This is a genomic window from Bacteroides fragilis NCTC 9343 (assembly GCF_000025985.1).
Classification (GTDB): Bacteria; Bacteroidota; Bacteroidia; order Bacteroidales; family Bacteroidaceae; genus Bacteroides; species Bacteroides fragilis.
In genome coordinates, this window is record NC_003228.3 from 1 (window position 1) to 24,984 (window position 24,984).

At 38.6% G+C, this 24,984-nt stretch carries 19 protein-coding genes; 15 read left to right on the top strand and 4 right to left on the bottom strand.

The window, feature by feature from the left end; all coding sequences use genetic code 11:
- The first annotated feature begins 66 nt into the window (after positions 1–66).
- The 11 genes from BF9343_RS00005 (at position 67) to BF9343_RS00055 (ending at position 13,935) form a co-directional block, all read left to right on the top strand.
- Entirely contained in the window at positions 67–594 is a 528-nt protein-coding gene (locus BF9343_RS00005) for an RNA methyltransferase (protein WP_005782842.1), read from the top strand.
- Positions 595–748: 154 nt separating this feature from the next.
- Complete coding sequence (locus BF9343_RS00010; RefSeq protein ID WP_010991843.1) at positions 749–2,218, top strand: TolC family protein; 1,470 nt, start codon at positions 749–751, stop codon at positions 2,216–2,218.
- Positions 2,211–3,182, top strand: coding sequence for a glycoside hydrolase family protein (locus BF9343_RS00015; protein WP_010991844.1), 972 nt, complete (start codon positions 2,211–2,213; stop codon positions 3,180–3,182). Before BF9343_RS00010 ends, BF9343_RS00015 begins: the two co-directional genes overlap by 8 nt.
- Before the next feature lie 13 nt (positions 3,183–3,195).
- Positions 3,196–4,035 (top strand): glycosyltransferase family 2 protein, encoded by an 840-nt coding sequence (locus BF9343_RS00020; protein ID WP_010991845.1) that lies wholly within the window; start codon positions 3,196–3,198, stop codon positions 4,033–4,035.
- A gap of 33 nt (positions 4,036–4,068) precedes the next feature.
- On the top strand, positions 4,069–4,602 hold the full coding sequence (locus tag BF9343_RS00025) for a hypothetical protein (protein ID WP_008657827.1): 534 nt from the start codon (positions 4,069–4,071) through the stop codon (positions 4,600–4,602).
- A gap of 60 nt (positions 4,603–4,662) precedes the next feature.
- Positions 4,663–6,468: an erythromycin esterase family protein gene (locus BF9343_RS00030; RefSeq protein ID WP_010991846.1), complete on the top strand. Its 1,806-nt coding sequence runs from the start codon at positions 4,663–4,665 to the stop codon at positions 6,466–6,468.
- Positions 6,469–6,657: 189 nt separating this feature from the next.
- On the top strand, positions 6,658–8,469 hold the full coding sequence (locus BF9343_RS00035) for an erythromycin esterase family protein (RefSeq protein WP_010991847.1): 1,812 nt from the start codon (positions 6,658–6,660) through the stop codon (positions 8,467–8,469).
- A 155-nt stretch (positions 8,470–8,624) separates the two neighbouring features.
- On the top strand, positions 8,625–9,743 hold the full coding sequence (locus BF9343_RS00040) for a glycosyltransferase family 4 protein (RefSeq protein ID WP_010991848.1): 1,119 nt from the start codon (positions 8,625–8,627) through the stop codon (positions 9,741–9,743).
- Entirely contained in the window at positions 9,724–10,392 is a 669-nt protein-coding gene (locus BF9343_RS00045; RefSeq protein WP_005814001.1) for a glycosyltransferase family 25 protein, read from the top strand. Before BF9343_RS00040 ends, BF9343_RS00045 begins: the two co-directional genes overlap by 20 nt.
- The gene (locus BF9343_RS00050; protein WP_005797109.1) at positions 10,389–11,747 is read left to right on the top strand and encodes an HlyD family efflux transporter periplasmic adaptor subunit; all 1,359 of its coding nucleotides are present in this window, start codon (positions 10,389–10,391) and stop codon (positions 11,745–11,747) included. Before BF9343_RS00045 ends, BF9343_RS00050 begins: the two co-directional genes overlap by 4 nt.
- A gap of 4 nt (positions 11,748–11,751) precedes the next feature.
- Positions 11,752–13,935, top strand: coding sequence for a peptidase domain-containing ABC transporter (locus tag BF9343_RS00055; protein WP_005813997.1), 2,184 nt, complete (start codon positions 11,752–11,754; stop codon positions 13,933–13,935).
- A 116-nt stretch (positions 13,936–14,051) separates the two neighbouring features.
- Here the strand turns inward: BF9343_RS00055 and BF9343_RS00060 are convergent, their stop codons facing one another.
- On the bottom strand, positions 14,052–14,651 hold the full coding sequence (locus tag BF9343_RS00060; RefSeq protein WP_005802042.1) for a DUF4294 domain-containing protein: 600 nt from the start codon (positions 14,649–14,651) through the stop codon (positions 14,052–14,054).
- Positions 14,652–14,770: 119 nt separating this feature from the next.
- Here BF9343_RS00060 and BF9343_RS00065 point away from each other — a divergent pair, with 119 nt between their 5' ends.
- From BF9343_RS00065 to BF9343_RS00080, 4 genes are read left to right on the top strand one after another with little or no spacing between them, the layout of a single operon-like run.
- Complete coding sequence (locus BF9343_RS00065; protein WP_010991850.1) at positions 14,771–16,798, top strand: helix-hairpin-helix domain-containing protein; 2,028 nt, start codon at positions 14,771–14,773, stop codon at positions 16,796–16,798.
- 57 nt (positions 16,799–16,855) lie between these two features.
- A complete protein-coding gene (locus BF9343_RS00070; RefSeq protein ID WP_010991851.1) occupies positions 16,856–17,629 on the top strand; it encodes a radical SAM protein in 774 nt (257 codons plus the stop codon).
- Between the two features lie 41 nt (positions 17,630–17,670).
- Positions 17,671–18,180, top strand: a complete 510-nt coding sequence (locus tag BF9343_RS00075; protein WP_010991852.1) for a flavin reductase family protein — start codon at positions 17,671–17,673, stop codon at positions 18,178–18,180.
- Between the two features lie 17 nt (positions 18,181–18,197).
- Complete coding sequence (locus BF9343_RS00080; RefSeq protein WP_010991853.1) at positions 18,198–19,811, top strand: arylsulfatase; 1,614 nt, start codon at positions 18,198–18,200, stop codon at positions 19,809–19,811.
- Positions 19,812–19,914: 103 nt separating this feature from the next.
- On the opposite strand, the gene BF9343_RS00085 is transcribed toward BF9343_RS00080, so the two are convergent.
- The 3 genes from BF9343_RS00085 to BF9343_RS00095 all read right to left on the bottom strand — a co-directional run bounded on the left by BF9343_RS00085 (position 19,915) and on the right by BF9343_RS00095 (position 24,836).
- On the bottom strand, positions 19,915–20,541 hold the full coding sequence (locus BF9343_RS00085) for a PepSY-associated TM helix domain-containing protein (protein ID WP_005797095.1): 627 nt from the start codon (positions 20,539–20,541) through the stop codon (positions 19,915–19,917).
- Entirely contained in the window at positions 20,542–22,956 is a 2,415-nt protein-coding gene (locus BF9343_RS00090; RefSeq protein ID WP_005783566.1) for a TonB-dependent receptor, read from the bottom strand.
- Between the two features lie 200 nt (positions 22,957–23,156).
- Positions 23,157–24,836, bottom strand: coding sequence for a SulP family inorganic anion transporter (locus tag BF9343_RS00095; protein ID WP_010991855.1), 1,680 nt, complete (start codon positions 24,834–24,836; stop codon positions 23,157–23,159).
- Between the last annotated feature and the right edge of the window lie 148 nt (positions 24,837–24,984).

Consider the following 24,984-nt stretch of genomic DNA (forward strand, 5'->3'; position numbering starts at 1 on the left):
TTATCAACACCTATGTTAACAAGAAAAGAATTACTTTTGCAACATACTAACAGAAACGACATCATCATGCGAAAATTGAAAATAACCGAGCTGAACCGGATAAGTATAGAAGAGTTTAAAGAAGCTGATAAATTGCCTTTAGTTGTAGTGTTGGACGATATACGGAGTTTGCATAATATCGGTTCTGTGTTTCGTACGGCAGATGCTTTCCGGATTGAATGTATTTATCTGTGTGGAATTACGGCTACTCCTCCCCATCCCGAGATGCATAAGACAGCTTTGGGAGCCGAGTTTACAGTGGATTGGAAGTATGTTAATAACGCAGTTGAAACGGTTGATAACCTCCGGAGTGAAGGATATGTGGTATACTCTGTCGAACAGGCGGAAGGGAGTATCATGTTGGATGAGTTAACACTGGACCGTTCGAAGAAATATGCTGTAGTTATGGGAAATGAAGTAAAAGGAGTGCAGCAGGAGGTTATTGACCATTCGGATGGTTGTATTGAAATTCCCCAATATGGCACAAAACATTCATTGAATGTATCGGTAACAGCAGGAATTGTGATCTGGGATTTATTTAAAAAGTTGAAATAGTCTTGTAGATGATCTTTGTTAAATATCTTATGGTTTTAGAATAAATTACTGTATAATTATTAAAAATAAATAAATAGAAATAGTAATATTATTCTATTTATATGGTTTTTATGATATTGCAAAATAAACCTAAACCTAAAGATATTCTAAAACATTGAAAACATTATTAGTCTATATATTGGTATTTTCTTTGTGCTATACGAATGCATATTGTCAAAGTATACCAAGGGAAGTGACATTAGATGAAGTGATAAACAGACTATCTCTGGAATCATCATCGGCTAAAATAGAATTACTTAACTTCCAAAATGACTTATTGCAATACGAGAATTATAAGAAAAGCTTTCTCCCTGCATTTGTGCTGAATTTTAATCCTATCAATTTTAACAGGTCACTGCGATTATTGCAACAACCGATCGATGGAAGTTATTCTTATGTAGAGGACAATTCAAATAATACTAATTTTGGTACTACTGTACGACAGAAAATAAGCATAACAGGAGGGGAACTGAGTATTGGAAGTAATATAAATTATTTGAATGAGTTTTCACGTAAACAAAACAGTTTTAGTACAAATCCGTTTTTTATAAGCTATTCGCAGCAGTTGTGGGGAGGAGGAAAATTACAAAGGTTGGAAAATAAAATTGAACGTGCCAAAAACGAAGTGGCCGTGAAACAATATTGTTCAAACATTGCCCAGATCCAGCAACAAGCATTGACGCTTTATTTATCCGCCATACTGAGTAAGATGGATAGTGAACTTGCCATAGATATCAAACAGAGCAACGACACTCTGTTACATATTGCAGAGATAAAATTGAGGAATGGAAGTATCACTGAATATGATTACAAGCAGATGGAATTGCAGTCTTTAAACTTGCAATACATGTATGAAAATGCGGTCAGACACTATGCGGAATCAAGACAAAAACTTTTTACTTTTTTAGGAATAGAAAATAATGCCGAAATTACAATACCGGATTTTGACTTACCCTTAACCATCGATGCTCGGCTTGCAATCTACTATGTGAAAAAAAATAATCCAATTTCAAATCAGCAAGAGATTCAACAGTTGGAAGAGGAGAAAAACCTGTTCTCTATCAAATTAAAGAATAGGTTCAATGGGAATATAAGTTTAAACTATGGAATAAATCAGTATGCTGAAACATTGGCAGATGCTTACCGGCATGGAAATACAAGACAGTCCGTGATCATTGAATTTCAAATACCTATTTTTCAGTGGGGCATCAACAAAAATAATATCCGGATCGCAAAGAATAATTATGATGCAAGTCGGTTGCGAATAGAAAAAAAAATTTTTGAATTTGAGAACGAAGTAAAAGAAAAGATAAATGCTTATGATCATAGTGTAAAGCTTTGGCTGACAGCATCAAGAGCCTATGCGTTATCGAAAGAACAGTATAAGATGTTGACGAAAAAGTTTTCATTGGGAAAAGTGTCGGTATATGAACTTGCCACCGCACAAAAAGAGCGGAATGATGCTATGCAGCGTTACTACTCTGCCATCAAAGATTCTTACGAAAGCTTCTTTACATTACGTAATTTGGCTTTATATGATTTTAAAAAAAATGTCGAATTAGAAAAAATACTCTTCAATGATTAGTGATACAACCATACGAAAACTTGTTGATTATATCTCACTGAATGCCTGCTCTGTCAACTCTTCCGGTCTTTACAACGGAAAGTCAGGAATCTCTTTAGCGTTATTTGAAACTGCTAAATGTTTGCAAGATACTGAAATTGAAGATAAAGCTTTCAGCCTATTCCAAGAATCTTTAATAAGAAAAACAAATGATTATGGCTTTGAAAATGGTATGTCCGGAATAGGATATGTCCTTATTTATCTAATAACAAATAAATTAATTGATGCCGATTTTGAAGATTTGTTTGGAGACCAACGCGAAGCAATAATCAAACATTTTGAAAACATTGACAAGCAGCCGGATAAGCTGTTAGTTTCATATAAAATTATTTATTTTTTATTTGTCTTGGATAAATTACAAAAGCAAGATGAGAGAATATATTCAATTATTGAGAAAATATTTCAAGGACTGGAACTTTATTTATCACTTCAGTTTTTCGATTGGAAAAATATTTATTACATAAATAGTAAAGATTATGTATTACAAATGTATGAGGCTTATTTAAAGTTGGTCGATTTTTGCAATTATAAATATTTTTCAAAATCATTGATGGATAGTTACGTTACATTATATAGTGAGGGAAGAATTGCGAGTTCACTCGTTAGGGGGTATTATTTACATAGTATCATTACTAAAAATAATATGGTCGGGTTTAATGATGTAATAAGAGATCATATTAGATATGGACAAAAGAATATTAATCCAGCTATTCTCTTTTTGGACCAAAAGATAAATTTAACGGGAATCATAGAAAACGCTGATGAAAATCGTGTAAAAATTCAGCGTATAGAAATGGATTTGTTTGAAGAAAGTTTAGAAAGGATAAAAAGAATGGTTCGTCCCAATTGTATACATGTTGGATATCAATATGGATTGGCCCGTTATCTTGGCTTTTGCGCGAATAAAAAATTTCCTTTACTTTAATAACTTGATAACAATGTGTGAGATATCTGTTGTAATGCCTGTCTATAATGCCGAAATGCATATAAAAGATGCGATAGAAAGCGTCTTAGAGCAATCTTTTGTGGATTTTGAGTTCATCCTCATAGACGATGGTTCTACTGACCACACGTCTTCTATTATTCAGTCATATAATGATAAAAGAGTACGTCTTATTCAGAACAGTCATAATTTTATAGAGTCATTGAACCTTGGAATAGAGAATTCTTTAGGAAAGTATATGGCTCGCATGGATGGAGATGATATAATGCATATCGATAGACTAAAAATTCAATATGCGATTATGCAAGAATATCCGGATGTAACTGTTTGTGGAACTTGGATGAACAGTATTGGAACATATTCACAAACGAATGGTCTATTGAGTACCTTGAGTGGGTGGGTTGAACAACCACTGTTAAAATTTACAAAGGGAAATTTCTTATTTCATCCCACTACTATGATAAGGATGGATTTTTTGAAAAAGAATGCATTAAAATATGAGAACTACCCTTATGCCGAAGATTTTAAATTTTGGGTGGAGATAGCAAAGTCAGGAGGGAGATTTTATATTGACAGTCAACCATTACTCTATTACCGGATATCAGACAGTCAGGTCAGTAGCCAAAAAAGTAGTGAGCAAAGAGCAACAACAGAGTCTATAATTAATGAGGTTTTGGAATATCTGATGGAACTCAATAAAAATGAATATCCGGAATTGGCAGCAGCTTATGGTGATTTATGTAAGTTGTACGAAAAACAATTACTTACTAAATGTGAAGTATTAACTTTATTTCAAACTTTATTTTCAAAGAATGAAAAGAAGTTGAACCTATAATAAATTTAATAATAACTTTAAAATTCAACAACAATGAAAAAACTGACAAGAAAAAGTTTAAATGAACTGGCGAAAACAATGCCGGTAATTGAAGAGTCCTTGCAAATGAGCTACGTTGGGGGAGGAAATGGAACATCAGCTAATCCTTATACCCAAGCGGAATTCGATAACATGCTTAGCAATGACAACTGGAACGGTGGTTATGTAGAAGGAATGGGATATGTAGCTACCAATACGTATATTTATGGGAGTTCGGTATACTCGGGATCGGTATCACAAATGTATTATACATTTCCTGATTATGTCACCTCGATCTCCTCTACAGGGTGGGACAGATTTCTCTCCGAAGCTGTAGGGCTTACTCCGTTAGGATCACTCGTAAGCCATGTTTCACAAGACATCACCAATATGGAATTATCTATTTTGAGAGAGCTGTTGGAAAAGGGCTATAATGCTTCGTCTTCTTTCAACTTTGTTAAAACGAATATACCGTACGGAGGGACTCAAATTTCAGTTTATGATGCTGCCACGGGTCAGTTTGTTACATCAAGAACGGTTGGTGAATGAAATTCCCCGCATAAGATCCTTCGGCTTTAATGAAAATAAAACCTTATAAAAACATAGGTTATGAAATACCTTATATTATTGGCGTCGGTTATTTTTTTAGCGCAATCTTGCTCGGTTGCACCCTCCATGCGTGAATCCGCCCGATCGTACGACTGGGCTACGTACACTAATTTTTCCTGGCAATCAAAAATAGATAGCGCGATCAGCTCTTATCCGCTTTTATTGTATCCGTCATATGAAGCTAAGGGGAGCGCGGGGTTCACGGTACCGCTTTTTTATCATATGGATAAAAAAAAGCGGGCAGATATTGAAGTGAGGATAAAGTATAAAACAGAAAACTGCAATGACCTGTATTTGAAGCTGAGTGGGATTAGTGAATGCAGGGAGGTCACTTCCGTGGACACGTTTCGGTTGTCTGCTGCCAACACATGGAGGGTAGCCCGCCGGAGTGTGGATATAGCTTCTCCTCTGTTGCTGGGAGTGGCTCTTGAAGCCCAAGGGGAGAAGCCCTGGAAAAAGGATTTTCCGGTCGATCCTTTAGGATCGGCGGATAATTCCTTTAAGCCCGGGGAATACTCTAAAATATGGATTGACTCTTTGGATATCTTAATTGATGGAAAATATGCGGTTGAACCCCCATCATTGAATAACGGTGCAACGGCTTCCGTTCGGGAATTGGATGTGATACCCGTGAACGGTGACGATCTTAAGTCTCTGTCCTTTTCCGATAAGAGGATACTTGCCATCGGAGAGAGCGTGCATGGCACCGGAACGATGAATGACATGGGTGTTGAAATAATCAAGAATAGGATCGAACACGGAAAATGCAGGCTCGTCTTGTTAGAAATGCCCCTGACATTGTCTTTCCATATCAACCGGTATTTGGAGGGGGACGAGCGGTTCAAGCCGGACAGTATCGCTTCCTCTTTTGACAAGGTCTTATTTTCTTCTTCATCCTTTGTGTCTCTTATGCGATGGATTAAAGAATACAACCGGCATTCGGAAGAAAAGGTGAGCTTCTTTGGCATTGACCGGAATATTTACCGCTTACAAAGCAGTATCGACCTGTTTTACTTCTTTTACACGCTCCGCAGAGGTAAAGGCGACGAAGGCTTGAAAGCGATATGCAATTCTCTTCTGTTGTCGGACGAGAAGTTCCCTTTTAAAGGGGCGGACTCTGTGTTGCATGCCAATCATGGCTTCAAGGGCATACTTACCCGGCGAGAAGCGGAAATAATGAGTTATTGCCTGAATGCGGAGGAGGAAGCGACCGTTGATGAACTGAATCGTTTTCGGGGTAGGGATTCCGGCATGTACGAGAATGCGAAGTTCTTAATGAAAACAATGCTTAAAAAAGATGAAACGACTACCGTATATTGTCATTTGGGGCATGCGAATTATACAAGTATCGCTGGATGGCTGGGATCGGACATGCGCCCTTTCGGAGAATATATGAAGGGTTCATACGGTGATGACTACTCCGCCGTGGGACTGCTTGCCGGAGGGGGAAGTTATTTGACATGGGTATTTCCTGGTAAAATGGGAATAAGGCGATTGCAGTCTTCGTCGTCTGCCGGATTGGAATACTGTATCGAACGTTCGGGTATCAGTCCGTGTTATCTGTCGATGGATAAACTGTCCGATGCGGATGTTTTGAAAATGAGATATATAGGAAATACAGAATCGAAAATTGGACAATTCCAGTGGGTTTTTCCAAAATGTATGATGGACGGAGTGCTGTTCACAAAAAACGCGTCCGCCATAAATAAGAGGGAAGAGTTTTTTAAAATGAACTTAGACTATCATGTCCAAACTTTATTTGCTCTTATGTATTTGTATGAAAAGAAAAGAAAATGGATTCCATGAACCTTTTCTCCGAAATATTCGGAAAAAAGGTGGTACTTCCTCTGACTTTATCGCTATTTTGGAATCCATAGTGGCATAATGCCGATTATGAAATGTTATGGTATTCTAAAGGGCTGAGAGATGGTTTGGCGAAAGAACGAGAAGTCAGAGGAAACTAAGTATTGATAATCTTTATAAATAATATTAAACATGAATTCAATAACAAAACTCCATGTATTGTTTTTCTTTGTATTTATATTCTATGCCGTATCATGTACCGCTAAATTAGAGAAACAAACATATACGAATGTATATGATTTACATTTTGCTATGCGTTTCGATTCTGCGGTGGTTTATCCGTGGCGTGAAAATGGAGCATATAGCAATTATACTATCCCTGCTTATATACAAGATTCAAATCGAAATTTGTTCGCTAAAAAATATTTTAAAGGATTTCCTTTTTCTAAGCGGTTAAGATCAGAGTACGAACAGAGAATTTTGCTTCCCAATAATAACATAAAAGAAGCTGTAATCGGATTTGAAGGTAAAGGTGATAATATAAAACTTGTCTCTATCATCTTGGATGCGATAGGTAAACAGGAAAACATTCTTTTTTCTGACACCTTAAGATTCAGGCCTGACAGTATATTAAGCTTGGTTACCCAAAACATTAATTTGAATAATGCGGAGATGTTAAACGTACGGATTAATGTGGAAGGAGAAATTGATAAGAATGCTTATATTGCTTTCTCTCGATTGGACATACTGATTGACGGTAAACCTATCGACGAATTTCCTGTTCGAACCCTTTCCCCGTTGATAGTAGATAAAAAAATTAACTATACGGGTATAAATGTTGATAGAAAAATAGGATTGGAGCAAATCAATGAAATCAATGATAAAAAGATTATCGGCTTAGGGGAGTCAGTCCACGGGAATGACGGTATAAAAAATTTAGCGTATCAATTGATTATCCAGGCAGTGGAAAGGTTAAATTGCAAATTAGTACTGCAGGAAATGCCCCTCGAACAATCATTTGCCTACAATAGGTTTATACAAGATGACAATTATGAACTTGATTCTTCCTTGGTTATCAACCATGCTACAATTAATTTTTTAAAAAGATTGCGGAGCTTTAATTCTGGTAAAACGAAAGATTCTAAAGTTAAATTATATGGCATGGATTACAATTCAATCCTTTCTTCCACTCAAAGTTCCGCTATGGATATTTTTGATTTTATTACCGGGCTTAACAAAAAATCGCAGATTCCGGAAGTTGATCAATTATCCCTGCTGTTAATGAAAAAAGATCGTAACTGTGCGATAAACTTTCTTGATATTCATCGAGATAAGATAAAAAAACTTCTTACTGCTGAAGAAATAGAATGTATCTTGCATATTCTGAGGGTTTCAAAGCAAGCCGGAGATGGCGGAATAGAAAGATTCATACGGCGGGATTCCATTATGTTCGTAAATGCAAGATTCTTAATTGACAAGTTCGCCAAAGACGAAAACGTAAAAACGGTAATCTACGGGCATGCGGGACATATTAATCCTATTTCGAGTTATCCTGCCGTACCTTGTATTCCTTTCGGGAGGTATATGCGCAAAGCGTATGGTGAAAGTTACTCTCCTTTGCTATTTCTGATAGGAAGTGGAGAAGCCATGGCATATGATGAGCATTATAACAGGAAAGATAATTGGTTGAGTAGTCCTCCTGAAAACAGTATGGAATATTTTTTAAGTCTTATTGATGACAATGTTTTTTACACCCCCTTAACTGTCGATTTTAATGAATTAACACTGTCTCGACTTCAGGGGAGTCACCATATCCCACAAGAATTTTATCCATTTAACTTATATCAAAGATTTAAAGGTGTGTTTTTCATAAAAAGTACGGATTGTACCCATAAGGATGAAAAAGAAATCTCTTTTGAGAAAGCTTCTGATAGGCTTATAATGAAAATAAAACAAAGACAGGAAAAAATAAAGGAGATACAGAAGCGGATAGAAAATTTATAAAAACACCGGTTATGAAATACTTTATATTATTGGCATCGGTTCTTTTTTTAGCGCAATCTTGCTCGGTTGAACCCTCCATGCGGTAAATCCGACCGATCGTACGACCGGGTGAGTGAAACTAATTTTTTTATGCAATCAAAAATAGATCTCAATATATGAATATTGCATTTTTAACAACATTAAATCCGGCTGATATAAATAATTGGTCGGGAACGACATTTCATTTGTTTCACGCTCTAAGCAGAAAGCATCATGTAAAAGTGATTGGACAGAATACCCTTCCTCAGGCAGCGTATTTTACCAAAGATAATTGTATTAAAAAAAATCCATTAGAGAACTATGTTTCTGTTTTCGGGAAATTATGTACCGAACAATTGACGAATTATGATCTTGTGTTTTTTGGAGATTTATATTTAGCTCCTTTTCTGGATGTAAATGTTCCGGTCGTGCATCTTAGTGATGTGACATACCACTCATTCCAAAGCTACTTAAACCCACTAAAGAATGAAGAACAGATAAAGAAAATAGAAATGATGGAGAAGAAATTATTGAATAAATATACTGCCATCATTTATAGTTCGGAATGGGCAAAGCAAAGTACAATAAATTATTATGATATAGAGCCGGGTAAAATTCATGTAGTGGAATTTGGGGCAAATATCCCTACTCCTTCAGACTATAAAATAGATATACAGACAGATATTTGTAATTTAGTCTTTATCGGAAAAAATTGGCAGAAAAAAGGTGGAGATAAAGTTTTAGGGGCATATAGAAAGCTTAAATCCGATGGATTTCGATGTACGCTTACGATTATTGGTTCTATTATTCGGGAACCTTATGATGAAGATGAGAATTTAGTTATAATTCCTTATTTAGATAAATCCCAACCGGAACATTTGGAAAGATTTTGTAATATCTTGCAGGAAGCTCATTTTTTAGTACTTCCTACAGAGTTCGACGCATTTGGAATTGTGTTTTGTGAAGCATCGGCTTATGCTGTACCCAGCATTGCCGCCAATGTGGGTGGAGTGAGTCAACCGGTACGTGAAGGGAAAAACGGGTATTTGCTCATGCCGGATGCTACAGCTGAAGATTATGCTGAGAAAATAAAGTCGGTTTTCGCTGACAAAGAAAACTATCTGAAACTCCGGATGTCATCGCGGCAAGAATTTGAAACCCGTCTTAATTGGGAGGTATGGAGCGAGAAAGTAAATAAAATATTGGAAGAAATTGTAGAAGAACATCATAAGAATAATGGGAACAAACAACAGTGATTTTTATCTGCCTGTATATGTCATTAACCTTAAAGAGCGCACGGAACGGCGGCAGCATATAGAGGAACAGTTTCAAGGGAAGGTAGAGTTTGCTCTCCATTGGATAGAGGCAATCGAACATTCCATTGGAGCAGTTGGATTATGGCAAAGCATGCTAAAGGCTGTACAAACAGCTATCGACAAAAGGGATGATATCATGATCATTTGCGAAGACGACCATATATTTACCCCCGCATATAACAAAGATTATTTGTTTGCCAATATAATAGGAGCAAACGCTCAAGGTTCCGAGTTGCTTTCGGGAGGTGTCGGAGGATTTGGCACAGCGGTACCAGTGGACACAAATCGCTATTGGATGGATTGGTTTTGGTCTACGCAATTTATCATTATTTTTAAGCCGCTATTTCAAAAGATATTAGACTATGACTTCAAAGACACTGATACGGCAGATGGAGTTTTATCTGTCCTTGCTAAAGATAAGATGACTATCTATCCGTTCATCTCCGTTCAAAAAGATTTTGGCTATTCGGACGTAACCGTTTATAATGGGACTCCGGGGATGATAAGCAACTATTTTTCTCAGGCGAACTACCGCTTGAGAATGATTCATCATGTTAGTCATAAATTTAAAGAACAGGCAAAAAGATGAATTCAAGAATACAAAAGCAGGAACAACCTATATGTTCACCAAAAATTATTTTGCCTAATCCGAACAAAAAATCTGATGTGATTGCCAGATCTGAGGAAGTACAAGCCATTATTGACCGTATGCCCACCTACTGGGCAAAATGGGTGATACTATGCGTAGGGGTACTGATGGGAATGATCATATTACTTGGTTTTTTGATACAGTATCCCGATACGGTAGACGGACAAATATCAGTAACCGCAAATGCAGCACCGGTACGTTTGGTCGCTAACAGTAACGGACGGATTACGTTATTTCAACCCAATAAAGCATTACTGCATAAAAACGATGTGATTAGTTGTATTGAAAGTGGTGCGGATTACAAACATATTTTATGGATTGATTCTTTTTTGAAGACACTTAGTGACAAAAGCACAATTCGTGTTGCATTGCCCGATACGCTGTTGCTTGGGGAAGTCAGTTCCGCATACAATTCCTTTTTACTTTCCTTTTTACAATATGAGCGGTTACTTACTTCAGACATTTATTCAACCATGCGACAAAAATTGCAACAACAAATTATTTCTGACGAAGCAGTCATTGCTAATTTTAATAATGAGCTGCGATTAAAAAAACAAATATTGGATAACTCTCAAAACCAATTGAGTAAGGACAGTATATTGCTGTCGATGAAAGGAATAAGCGAACAAGAATACCAGCAAAAGTTCTCGACACATCTTTCTTTAAAAGAATCACAATTAAATTTGCAAAGTAACCGACAGATGAAACAATCGGAAATAAGTCGTAATCAATTGGAAATACAGCGTATCTGTTTGGAAGAAACTGAGGCTAAAGAGAAAGCCTATTCCGATTATATTACTCGGAAGAATGAACTTTCAAATGCCATTAAACTCTGGAAAGAGCATTATTTGCAATATGCACCTGTAGAAGGGGAGTTAGAATATCTTGGTTTCTGGCGGAACAATCGTTTTGTACAGTCTGGGCAGGAGCTATTCTCCATCATTCCCGATAAAACTAACATCTTGGGTGAAGTAGTGATACCTTCTTTCGGTGCAGGAAAAGTAGAAGTTGGGCAAACAGTAAACGTAAAAATGGACAACTATCCATATGATGAATATGGATTACTGAAGGGAGTGGTGAAATCTGTTTCACGCATTACCAACAAGATAAAAACTCAAAATGGAGACATGGATACTTATCTGGTAATCATATCTTTTCCCGATGGTACATTAACTAACTTTGGGAAAATATTACCCCTCGATTTTGAAACAAAAGGTACAGTTGAGATTATCACCAAACGAAAACGTTTGATTGAAAGACTATTTGATAATTTAAAATCAAAAGGAGAAAAATAAGAATATGCTACTCCACCGTTTTCCCGTAGAATACCAAATGGATTCGCAAGACTGCGGACCCGCATCCCTTAAAATTATTGCTAAGCATTTTGGTAAGTTTTACTCATTGCAGTTCATGCGTGACCGTTGCGGCATTACCAAAGAAGGTGTATCGCTACTTGATCTAAGTACCGGGGCAGAAAGTATCGGGCTGCGAACGCTTGCCATAAAATGTACCATTGATGATGTGGTGAACAGCATTCCGTTTCCTGCAATTGTGTTTTGGAATGACAGTCATTTCATCGTGGTATATCATTCTGATAGGAAATACATATGGGTCTCGGATCCAGCAAAAGGACGCATAAAATACACGCATGAAGAATTTCGAAAGGGTTGGTATCAAAGGGATGAAAGCCAAGGTGTATTACTTGCCGTGGAACCAACTACTGATTTTAAGAATAGTAAAGCTGAACAAGAACAGAAGAGAAACAGCTTTTCGAGCATTCTTAAATATTTTTTTCCATATAAAAAGAGCTTCGGGTTAATATTTATTATTATGCTCGTTGTTACTGTCTTACAAGGTATGTTACCATTTATCTCTAAAGCGGTGATTGATGTCGGCATTAAAACTTCGGACAGGAACTTTATTAATATGGTACTGATAGGGAACATCTGTATCTTGTTGAGTGTAATGATTTTCAATGTGTTGAGGGATTGGATCTTATTGCATATCACGGCGCGAGTAAATATTGCTTTGATTTCTGACTACTTGATAAAATTGATGAAACTACCTGTTACTTTCTTTGAGAATAAGCTGCTGGGCGATATTTTGCAACGGGCACAAGATCATGAACGTATACGCAGTTTCATTATGAATAATTCTTTGGCATTGATATTTTCAACGCTTACATTTGCCGTCTTTAGTATTATTTTATTGATTTACAATACTATAATTTTCTATATATTTTTATCAGGATCGGTTCTGTACGCTTGTTGGGTGTTACTGTTTTTGAGCATACGTAAAAAACTGGATTGGGAATATTTTGAACTTTTGTCCAAAAACCAAAGCTATTGGGTGGAAACCGTTTCGACTATACAGGATATCAAAATCTACAATTATGACAAGTACCGGCGGTGGAAATGGGAAGAAATTCAGGCACGGCTTTATCATGTCAATAAGCGTGTTCTTGCCATAACCAATGCTCAAAATCTGGGTGCCCAATTTATAGAAAATATCAAAAATATGGCTATCGTGTTTTTCTGTGCTATGGCGGTTATCAAGGGTGAAATAACATTTGGAATAATGATTTCTACACAATTTATTATTGGTATGCTCAATGGTCCGCTTGTGCAATTTATTAATTTTGTGGTATCAGCGCAATATGCCAAAATCAGTTTCTTACGCATCAACGAGATTCGTCAGTTGGAAAATGAGGATGAATTACTTTCTATTGGCAGTACAACCATCCTTCCGGAAAGAAAAACGATTCTATTAGAGAATATACATTTTCAATACACGCCTAACTCTCCTTTGGTTCTGCGTAATATTTACTTACAAATACCGGAAAATAAAATCACGGCAATTGTGGGAGGAAGTGGTAGTGGTAAGTCAACTCTTCTGAAACTATTGGTTCGGCTTTATAAGCCCAGCCATGGAGAAATAAAAATGGACAAGATGAATGTAAGTGCCATTAATCTACGCCAATGGAGAAACATGTGTGGGGTGGTAATGCAAGATGGAAAAATATTCAGTGATACCATCTTGAATAATATTGTATTAGATGATGAACAAATTAATTATACGCGTTTGAGGGAAGTTTGTCGTATCGCTCAGATTGAGGATGAGATAAACGCGATGCCTAAGGGTTTTGAAACGACCATTGGAGAAACCGGACGCGGGTTGAGTGGAGGACAAAAGCAGCGTTTGTTGATTGCTCGTGCGCTGTATCGGGATCCGAAATTTCTCTTTATGGACGAAGCCACAAACTCTTTGGATTCAATAAATGAACGAAAAATTGTGAATGCCTTGAACAATGCATTTGAACAGCGTACTGTTGTTGTTATTGCTCATAGGCTTAGTACCATTCGTAATGCTGATCAAATTGTGGTGTTGGACAAAGGTTTTATCGTTGAGACCGGAACTCATGAAATATTGATGGAGAAAAAGGGGCATTATTTTGAGTTGGTTTCTTCACAGGTACAAGATTAACGAAGAATATCTAGGAGCATGTATCAAAAGTCACTCCTATAACACACTTATAAGATAATATGAATTTGAGAATAACCTATTACTCAAAGTATAGGAAATGAATCTGGAAGGATACATTACAATTGTCCGCTTTCTACCAACAGTATCACTCGTTCGGTTAACTTATCTTCTCCTTCGGGGTCATATTGTTTTTTTAAACTGGCTCCGAAAAGAGCGGCAAATGTTTGATAGAATCCTGCTTTAAAAGGTCCCATAAATGCTTTTACCAGTTCATAAGAACTTTGATGGCTTTGCCGGTCTATCAGCTTTATCAACAGTTTGCCTTGTGCAAAAGAGAGCTTTTTCATTCGTGGAGTATATTGCTCCTTCAATCCTTTTTCCACCCGTTTGATATGACGTTGGCGGGCTTTTTCGTTGGGCAGGGTCTGTAAGTATTCGTAAGTTTCAATGATGGTGCGGTTAATTTCTCTGGCAATAGGATACACTTTCTTCACATTTCTCACCAATTTATAATATTCCATCTGCTCTTTTCTGTTTCTGAATTTTAAAGGCTTGAATATATGAATGGTCGGAATCTGGAAAGCCGGGATTGTATCACCATTATACACACACATAGGTACCAGGTATCCACCGAGATTTGTTTTTTCCTGTGCCAGTGATTCGGAAGAAAACAATAAGGCGATAGATAACATTAAAAGTCCTATGGTAAGCCTCATATTCATTTTGCAAAAATAAAGGATTAAATTTATATTAATGGTTTTCCTTGCAGCATTAACCTATTTAAATTATCTTCGACAATTCGTTTGCTATTTAAAACACAATAATCACACTCGATATGAACGAAAGCATATCTATATTGAGTATATTCCTACTTGTTAATATGACGTTGATAACTTCTACTTGCCATGCTCAGAATCGTTCGGATTATCCTTGGGAAGAGGTGATGGAAAACTTGTCTATATCCGATGAAGAAGGAGATATACGTAATTGGGAGAATGAATTGGAGGAATTAACCGATCTTGTTAACAACCCTGTTAATATAAACTCTGCCACCAAAGAGCAGTTACAGCGGTTTCCTTTTCTTAATGATGTTCAGATTGAGAATTTACTTGCGTACATTTATATTCACGGATCGATGCAGACTGTCTATGAACTTCAGTTAGTGGAGGAGTTGGATCGGCAGACTATTCAATATCTGCTTCCTTTTGTCTGTGTAGAGCCTGTTGATAAGAAAGAGTCTGTTACGTTAAAGCAGATTTTAAAATATGGAAAACATGAAGCGGTGACTCGTATGGATGTGCCTTTGTATAAGCGTAAGGGATACGAGAAAAATTACTTGGGTCCTGCTGTTTATAACTCGGTGAAATATGGATTTCACTATCGGGAAAAGGTTTATGCAGGTATAGTTGCCGAGAAAGATAGTGGCGAACCTTTCGGAGCTTTACATAATAAGCAGGGATACGATTACTACTCTTTCTATCTACTTCTTCATGATATAGGAATACTGAAAACTGGAATTGTAGGAAACTATCGGTTGAATTTCGGTCAGGGACTGGTACTCGGACAAGGTTCTATGTTTGGAAAAACAGCTTATTCTTCGTCTTTCACTTTCAGGAGTACAGGTATACGCAGACATACTTCTACCGACGAATATAATTATTTCCGTGGGAGTGGCATAGCTCTAAAATGGAAACAATGGACACTTTCCGTATTTTATTCACATCGTTCGTTGGATGGAGTGATAAAAGGCGGTGAAATTACCTCGATTTATAAAACAGGTTTACACCGAAGCGAAAAGGAAGCTGATAAAATGAATCAATTGACTATGCAGATGAGCGGAGGAAATATCAGTTATACCGGAAATAGTTATCAACTGGGTATAACCGGTGTTTACTACTGTTTTAACAGGTCTTATGAACCGGAACTTAAAGACTATTCAAAATACAACCTACATGGTCGTTCTTTTTATAATCTGGGTATGGATTATAAATATCGTTTTCATCGTTTTTCTATACAAGGAGAAGCAGCTTTGGGGATCAGTGGTATGGCTTTTATGAATCAGGTGCTTTATTCTCCTTTACAAGATATCCGGTTGATGTTGGTTCACCGTTATTATTCCCATGATTATTGGGCTATGTTTGCTCATTCATTTAGTGAAGGAAGTAGTGTTCAGAATGAAAACGGATGGTATCTGGCTGCTTCTGTAAATCCTTTCAACCGTTGGACATTTTTTGTTTCTGCCGATCTGTTTTCTTTTCCGTGGTGGAGGTACCGGATAAGTAAGGCCTCGAAAGGAGTGGATCTGCTCTTTCAGGCAGATTACGTTCCGTCGAAAACGGTTGATATGTATGTGAATTACCGTTATAAACAAAAAGAACGTGATGTGACCGGTACGCAGGGAAAAGTGATTCTGCCCACCTATCATCACCGGCTGCGTTATCGATTGAACTATTTACCCTGCTCTTCGTTATCTCTCCGGACAACAGTCGATTATAATCATTTTCATTCATCCGGAAAAACGGCTGGACAAGGTTATCAACTGACGCAGACGGCTGGATGGAAACTTCCCTGGTTGCCTCTGACAACAGAATTGCAAGGTAGTTATTTTCATACAGACGATTATGATTCACGCATTTATATCTACGAGAAAGGGTTGCTGTATTCTTTTTATACTCCATCTTTTCAGGGAGAAGGTATTCGCTTGGCTATTCATTTTCGCTATGATATGAACAAGCATTGGACAGCAATTGCCAAGCTTGGACAAACCACATATTTTGATCGTGATGAAATAGGTTCCGGCAACGACCTGATCAGGGGAAATAAAAAAACGGATGTACAAATGCAGCTGCGTCTAAAGTTTTAGTAATTTTGTAGAAATTCAAAACAGTTTCTAAGTTTGAACGATTAAACAGAATTAAGTATGACTATTATTTTTCCTTCTCCTATATTCGGACCGGTTCATTCACGTCGGTTAGGGGTCTCACTTGGAATAAATTTGCTTCCTTCCGATGGAAAAGTATGTTCTTTCGATTGCATTTATTGTGAATGTGGTTACAATGGCGAACATCGTCCTAAATCTTCATTACCGACCCGCGAAGAAGTCTGTATGGCTCTGGAAGAGAAATTAAAAGAGATGAAAAGCAACGGACCTGCTCCCGACGTACTGACTTTCGCCGGAAACGGTGAGCCGACTGCTCATCCTCACTTTCCGGAGATTATCGAGGATACACTTGCTTTGCGTGATGCTTACTTTCCGGATGCAAAGGTGAGTGTGCTCAGTAATGCTACTTTTATTAACCGTCCGGCTGTATTCGATGCGTTGAACAGGGTGGATAATAACATTTTAAAGTTGGACACGGTGGATGAAGAGTATATCCGGACTGTAGATCGTCCGAACGGACGATACGATCTGAATGGAACAGTCGGACTTTTAAAAGCTTTTAAAGGTAATTGCATCGTGCAGACTATGTTTATGAAAGGAAAATATAAGGGGAAAGATGTGGATAATACTTCTGACAAGTATGTACTTCCCTGGTTGAAAGTTGTAAAGGATATTGCCCCAAGACAGGTAATGATTTATACGATCGATCGGGAAACTCCCGATCAGGACTTGCAAAAAGCTACTCATGAAGAGTTGGATCGTATTGTGGCTCTTCTCACGAAAGAAGGACTTTCGGCATCTGCTTCTTATTGAGAAGTATTCTTAAATGTATCATTTATAAAAAAGATTTGGATATGATGAAACCAATTGCTGTCAGCCAACTTAGTGATAATTTCTTTGAAACCATCAGTAAAGAATGGATGTTGGTAACTGCCGGTAATAAAAATGCTTTTAATACCATGACTGCCAACTGGGGTGGTATCGGATTTCTGTGGAATAAACCGGTTGTTTATGTTTTCATTCGTCCGGAAAGATATACGTTCGGCTTTATGGAGAAAAGTGATTATTTCACTCTTTCTTTTTTAGGGGAGGAGAATAAAAGTATTCATAAAATATGTGGTTCTAAGTCGGGACGTGAGGTGGATAAGATCAAGGAGACCGGATTGAAACCGATGATTACCGATAAAGGCAACGTTCTGTTCGAACAAGGAAGGTTGAGTCTGGAATGCCGGAAATTATATACTGATGTGTTGCGGAAAGAAAACTTTCTGGATCCGTCTGTGTATGAACAATGGTATACTACACATGGAGGTTTGCATCATGTGTATGTGGCGGAGATTACGAGTGCATGGATAAAAGATTAATCTTAATAGCTTAATTTATGAAAAACAATTGTCTGATATGTTCCTTATTGTTTGCTTCGGGAATTCAGAATGCTTGGGGAACTCAAATAACAGACCGTAAAGCGAATCCTGATCAAGCGAAACCCAATATAATTCTGATTATGTGTGATGATATGGGGTTTTCTGATTTATCGTGTTATGGCGGAGAAGTACACACACCACATATTGATTTTCTGGCGGAAAACGGGATACGTTTCAGTCAATTTAAAAATACGGGACGCAGTTGCCCCAGCCGGGCGGCTTTGCTGACAGGTAGATATCAACACGAAGTAGGTATGGGCTGGATGACTGCTGTGGATGAACATCGTCCGGGATACAGAGGACAGATATCGGACCGGTATCCTACAATCGCAGAGGTATTTCGTGAAAATGGGTACCACACTTATATGAGCGGTAAATGGCATGTTACCGTTGAAGGAGCATTTACCCAACCTAATGGAAGCTATCCAGTTGAACGGGGATTTGAGAAATATTACGGTTGCCTTTCGGGAGGGGGCAGCTATTATACTCCCAAACCGGTATTTTCGGGTTTGCAGCGCATTACGGAGTTTCCGAAAGACTATTATTATACCACAGCCATAACCGATTCTGCCGTTAGTTTTATCCGTCAACATCCGGTTGATGAACCTATGTTCATGTATTTGGCTCACTATGCTCCTCATCTGCCCCTTCAGGCTCCAAAAGAGAGAGTAGAGGCTTGTCGGGAAAAGTATAAAGCGGGATATGACGTATTGCGTAAACAACGCTTCGAACGCATCCGTCGCAATGGCTTAATCGACATTGAAAGAGAACTTCCGGTATTTGAAAAAGAGTTTGGAGGAAAACGTCCCGCATGGAATAGTCTTACTCCGCAGCAGCAGGAACGATGGATTACGGAAATGGCTACTTATGCTGCCATGATTGAAATTATGGACGATGGTATCGGAGAAGTAATAAAAGCCACTAAGGAAAAAGGTATATTTGATAATACCATATTTTTATTCTTAACTGATAACGGTGCTACCAATGAAGGCGATATGATCACGCAATTGCGTGCAGATTTGAGTAATACTCCATTTCGCAGTTATAAGCAATGGTGTTTTCAGGGAGGTACGAGTGCTCCTCTGATTATCATGTACGGAGGCGGACAACCTGATGGAAAAAAGGGAGCGGTTCGTCACGAATTTACACATATTATCGATCTTTTTCCCACTTGCCTGGATATGGCTTCTATTGAATATCCCCGGGAATTTCGAAATCATGCCATTGATGCTCCTGGAGGCAGAACGATTCTTCCGGCGTTGAAAGGAAAGAAATTATCGAAAAGAGATTTGTTTTTTGAACATCAAACCTCCTGTGGCATTATATCCGGAGACTGGAAGTTGGTTCGGGCTAATGGTAAGCAGCCGTGGGAACTGTTTAACCTGTTACAAGATCCGTTTGAACAGAACGATTTATCTGCCCGTTACCCGGATAGAGTGAAAACATTGGAAAAAAAGTGGAATCAATGGGCAGAAAAACAACAGGTATTTCCTTTTGAATACAGACCATGGACTAAGCGTATCAATTATTATAAATCCCTGTATCCTGATCAATCCGGAAAGGATTTATGATCCCAACCGTTATTCCAGACCATGAAGATGTGTTGAAAACACCGCAAATTACACAGATTAACATAGAAATGATTATTAAATCTGTGAAATTTGCGGTAGCGGGCTATAGTAATTTTTTTCTTTTCAGATACATCCAATATCCTGTGACAGGTAATGAAGTTCCTATCAGGGCAGCGATAAAAGTGACGATCTTTGAAAACATTCCCGCATAGGTGCCAAAATGTAAAGCACGTACTATTTTCCAGATAGGTGCTCCGCGTTTTACTTCCGCATCAAAGATAAAACTTACGATGTCTCTGTACCATTGAAATGACCACATCAATCCGGTGAGTGCACATACTAATAAGATAAGTGCTGCATATAATCCCAGTACAGAGTGTAAATCGAACATTAACCTTCTTCTGCCTTTTTGATGTTCTATAATCAACCGGCTTTTCTTCCACTTGCGCGGCCAGTATACTGTAAGTCCGCTGATCAGGATAAAGATGAAAAAAAGGGTAGAAATACCTACAATCATTTTACCTGTCGTACGGGTATCATCCATAAGCCACCGATGAAGCTTCATTACGATCATCAAAGGACTTTCTCGGATGGAATCATATCCCATTATTGTCAGAAGCTCTTCTTTGAATACAAGGATGGCGCCTGTAAAACAAATGATGCTGATCAGGATCCCTGCCGGTAGTGAAAGCCATAAGTGAATGTAACGGCAATATTTTTTTATCTTCATTTAAAAATGGTAAGAGATTACTGCTGAGAAATTACGTGGATCGATCTGATTGATATAACCTCCGCGATAATACGAATTGTATCCTAATGCATCGAACAGGTTGTTCAGGTATACACGGGCAGTAAACTTGTGGATACTATAGGCCAGCTGGGCGTTTATTGTAGTATAACCGGGCATGTCAAAAGGCTTTTCGTTGGTCATGGAGCCGTGTCCGTCCGGCTTGATTGCAAAATCATTAACAGGACGTTTACCTACGAAATAGACTCCTATACCGGCTGATAGTCTTTTTAATACTCCTTTGTCGAATCGATATTGAATCCATCCGTTAGCAGTATGTTTCGGGGTATTCATCGGGGCTGAACCATTTTTAAAGGCCGGGCTGTTTTCGTATTTTGCATCCAGATAAGCGTAACCCATCATTACTTGGAGGTTTTCAAGTATACTTCCGCTTAATTCGGTTTCAATACCTTTTCTTTTCAGACTTCCCGCTTTATCAAAATAACCGGTAGGTTGAGTAGTTCCCGGATGATAAGTACTATAAGAGAGGTTTTTAGTAAGGATATCGAAATATGTCAGGTTAAAGCGCAGGCGGTTATTCAGCCAATCGGACTTGATGCCCACTTCAAACTGGCGGGTCTTCGACGGACCTATTTCATCTCCGTTCTCCATTCGTCTGGCTGCATGGAGAAGGCTGGTAGTAGTTGTATATGAACCGAACAAATTAATGTTCTTTATCGGAGTCAGCATGATGCCTAACATCGGATTCCAGGCATCTCCGGTAGTGGGACCTGCACTTGTGCCGTCCTGACTGCTGATATAACTGTATCTCAGTCCCAGGATAGCCTTTATATACTTATTAAAAGTCATTACTTCCTGTGCCATTATTCCATAACTTGAAGAATTGGATTCTACCGGGGTTTCGGGAACAAATTTAACCGCGACAGGTAGCACATTCGAGATGCTCGGGGCCAGTACGTTGATAGTGTCTATATTGACAGGGGTATAATTGGTGATCGACAGATCGGTGTTTTTGTAGTCGAATCCTAATTGGAATGTATGTTTAACAGGGCCGGTGAAAATATCTCTGCCGATAAAGTCAAGCTGGAAAGTTGAGTTGCGGTCATCGCGTAATGAACGTGAAATCGTTCTTCTACGCATGTTATATTCTTTATTGACTACGGTTTTTACGGAAGTACTTGTATTATCCACTTTATATGAAGAGCCGAAATATGCTGCCCGCACACTGATATTATCTGTCAGCTGGCGAGTGATGCGTGCGGCATAAGTCAGCGTCTTGTTGTTTACGTTATCGTTTTTGAATCCCAGGAATTTGTTGTGTGGCATGTCGTACAGATTCTCTTCCGTATCTTTCGATAGATTGACTGAACTGGTATAAGGAGTACGGTTATCATTCAGATAATCCATTTCTATGGTAACGCTTGTTTTGTCATCCGGACGCCATTCTAATGAAGGGTTGATGTATACGCGATTGGAATGGATAACCGGACGATAATTATCCGAACGTTCGAAGGCACCGTTCATACGGAAAGCGATCGTCTGATTTTTATCCAGAACGGACTGTACGTCGAATGTGGGGCGGAACAATCCCCAGCTGCCTGCCCGCAAAGATACTTCTCCTTCATTGGTGAACTTGGGTGTTTTGGTTACTACGTTGATTACTCCGCCTGCACTTCCGAGGTCGTTTCCGATACCTTGTGTGACGGCTGCGGAACCTTTGATGACCTGTATGCTTTCTACTCCCTGCATTTCGGATAAAGCAGAGCCGGTACGGAAATCGGAATCTATCCGGACTCCATTCTTTAAAATAGGTACTCCCCGGTATCCGCGGATGGACATGCTTTCTCTTACTCCGCCATACGATCCGAAAAGAGTAACTCCGGGTACATTTCTTGCGACATCGGTTACGGTAAGTGCCCCCTGTTCGGTAATCGATTTTTCTGAGATTACAGAAATACTCTGTATCTGTTCACTGGGACGTAAAGGCATGCGGGTGATGGCATCCAGTTTTTTCGGTTGTTTATATCGTTCTCCGAACACTTCTACAGTCGATAGTAAATTATCGTCCGGTAAGAGCGTAAACGAGAGTTGCGCTACACTTCTCGAGGTGAGATCGACTGTACGGGTTTGAGTGACATATCCTACAAAGCTGACATTTATCTTGTAAACTTTACGTGCCAGATTACGCAGAATAAATCGGCCTTCACTATTGGTTGTTGTTCCGATGGTGGTACCTTCTATTTGGACAGTGGCCGAAGCCAATGGCGTATCAGTTTCGTCATAGACTACTCCACGGATGGCAGGGACTCTATCGACAGACTCTGGTTCTGTGGCAAAAAGTAACGATGGGAATATTAGTAAAACTAATAAAAGCAGGGTACTATAAATTTGCTTCATACATTTAACAGCATTAAATTAATATTAAAATTTAGCGAGCCGCAAAGGTATGTGTACCTGAAAGAGTCTACAATACCTATAAAAAGGTATAATGCAATGTGGAATCCATAGAATTGGTGAGTTATATAATAAAGAAAGCGGATGAAAGTGATGATTTATTCACTTCCATCCGCTTCGTGTGTGCAGATAGTATCAGATGATTAATTTATAATTTCTTTGGCTCTGTCCAACGCTACATTTATATTCGGGCAGATGTTTTGTTTTCCCAGTAATTCATAGAAACCCGACTTCTCAAGGGTTTTGTGTACTTTCTCGTTTACTCCCGAGAGTACGATAGTGATCTTTTCCTTTTGAGACATTTTACAAAGGCTGGTCAGGTTGTGAATACCGGTCGAATCGATGAATGGAACTTTACGCATACGGATGATGCGTACTTTAGGACGGTCACCCAATTGTGCCATTGTTTCTTCAAATTTGGTGGCAATACCAAAAAAGTACGGACCATTAATTTCATATACCTCCACGCCGGCAGGGATTATCAGATGCTCTTCGCATGCGGCAATGTCCAGTTCGTCATTCGGATCGATTTCATCTTTGATGACAGATATCTCGGTTGTTTCCATCACACGTCGCATAAACAGGATACAGGCGATCACCAAACCTACTTCGATGGCAATAGTCAGATCGAAGATAATGGTAAGGAAGAAGGTGATCAGCAATACGGTCACATCCGATTTGGGATTCTTCAGCAATGCTTTGAATGTACGCCACTCACTCATATTATATGATACGATGACTAATACACCTGCCAGGCAGGCCATTGGGATGTATTGCGCCAGAGGCATCAGAAACAGGAGGATCAGCAATAAAACTATAGCATGAATGATACCGGCTACCGGTGTTTTACCGCCATTATTGATATTAGTCATTGTGCGGGCAATGGCTCCGGTTGCGGGGATGCCACCAAATAACGGTGTGATCAGATTGGCTGTTCCTTGTGCGATCAGTTCGGTATTTGAATCGTGTTTATCTCCTGTCACACCGTCGGCTACGGTTGCCGATAGTAATGATTCGATAGCTCCCAATACAGCGATTGTAATGGCTACAGGGAATAAATCCTTGATGGCTTCCCAGTTGAGGGTGGGTATGGCTGCTTCGGGCAATTCTGATTTGATGGTAAAACGATCGCCAATGGTATCGATGGAATCAATGCCGGCATATGTCTTTAATACATATACCCCTATCGTTACCACAATAATAGCAATAAGAGAACCCGGTATCTTTTTCGAAAACCGCGGAGTAATGGCAATAATGATGATGCTGAGAATACTTACGACAGCGTTCCACCAGTTGACTGTGTCGAAATGCCGGAAATAGATCATCCATTTTCCGATAAAGTCTCCCGGAACTTTCTCTCCACCGAAATTCAATCCGAATATGTCAGCAATCTGGGTTGTAAAAATAGTGACGGCTATACCGCTGGTAAAGCCTACAATGATCGGATAGGGAATAAATTTAATAATCGCTCCCAATTTAAATACTCCTAATAGGATCAGGAGTATGCCGGCCATCAGTGTAGCTACGATTAATCCCGCTTCTCCATATTGCTGGATGATGCCATAAATGATGACGATGAATGCTCCGGTCGGTCCTCCGATTTGTACCTTGCTTCCTCCGAGCAAAGAGATGATGAATCCTGCAATGATAGCTGTAATAATTCCTTTCTCGGGTGATACACCTGATGCGATACCGAATGCGATGGCCAGAGGTAAGGCTACGATACCTACTATGATACCTGCCATCAGATCTGACATAAACGTTTCCTTAGAGTAGTTCTTCAAGGTAGAGAATAACCTTGGTTTGAAATCCAACACTTTCATTTCCTTCTTTTACTTATATAATGTGATAAATGTCGTTATAATCTCCGTTTTGCAAAGTCGAGGTTGCAAAATTACATAAAATAAATGGCAATATTATGTTTTTGAACATCTTATTTATTTTAGATCGGTTTTGTCTATGTTCTTATAG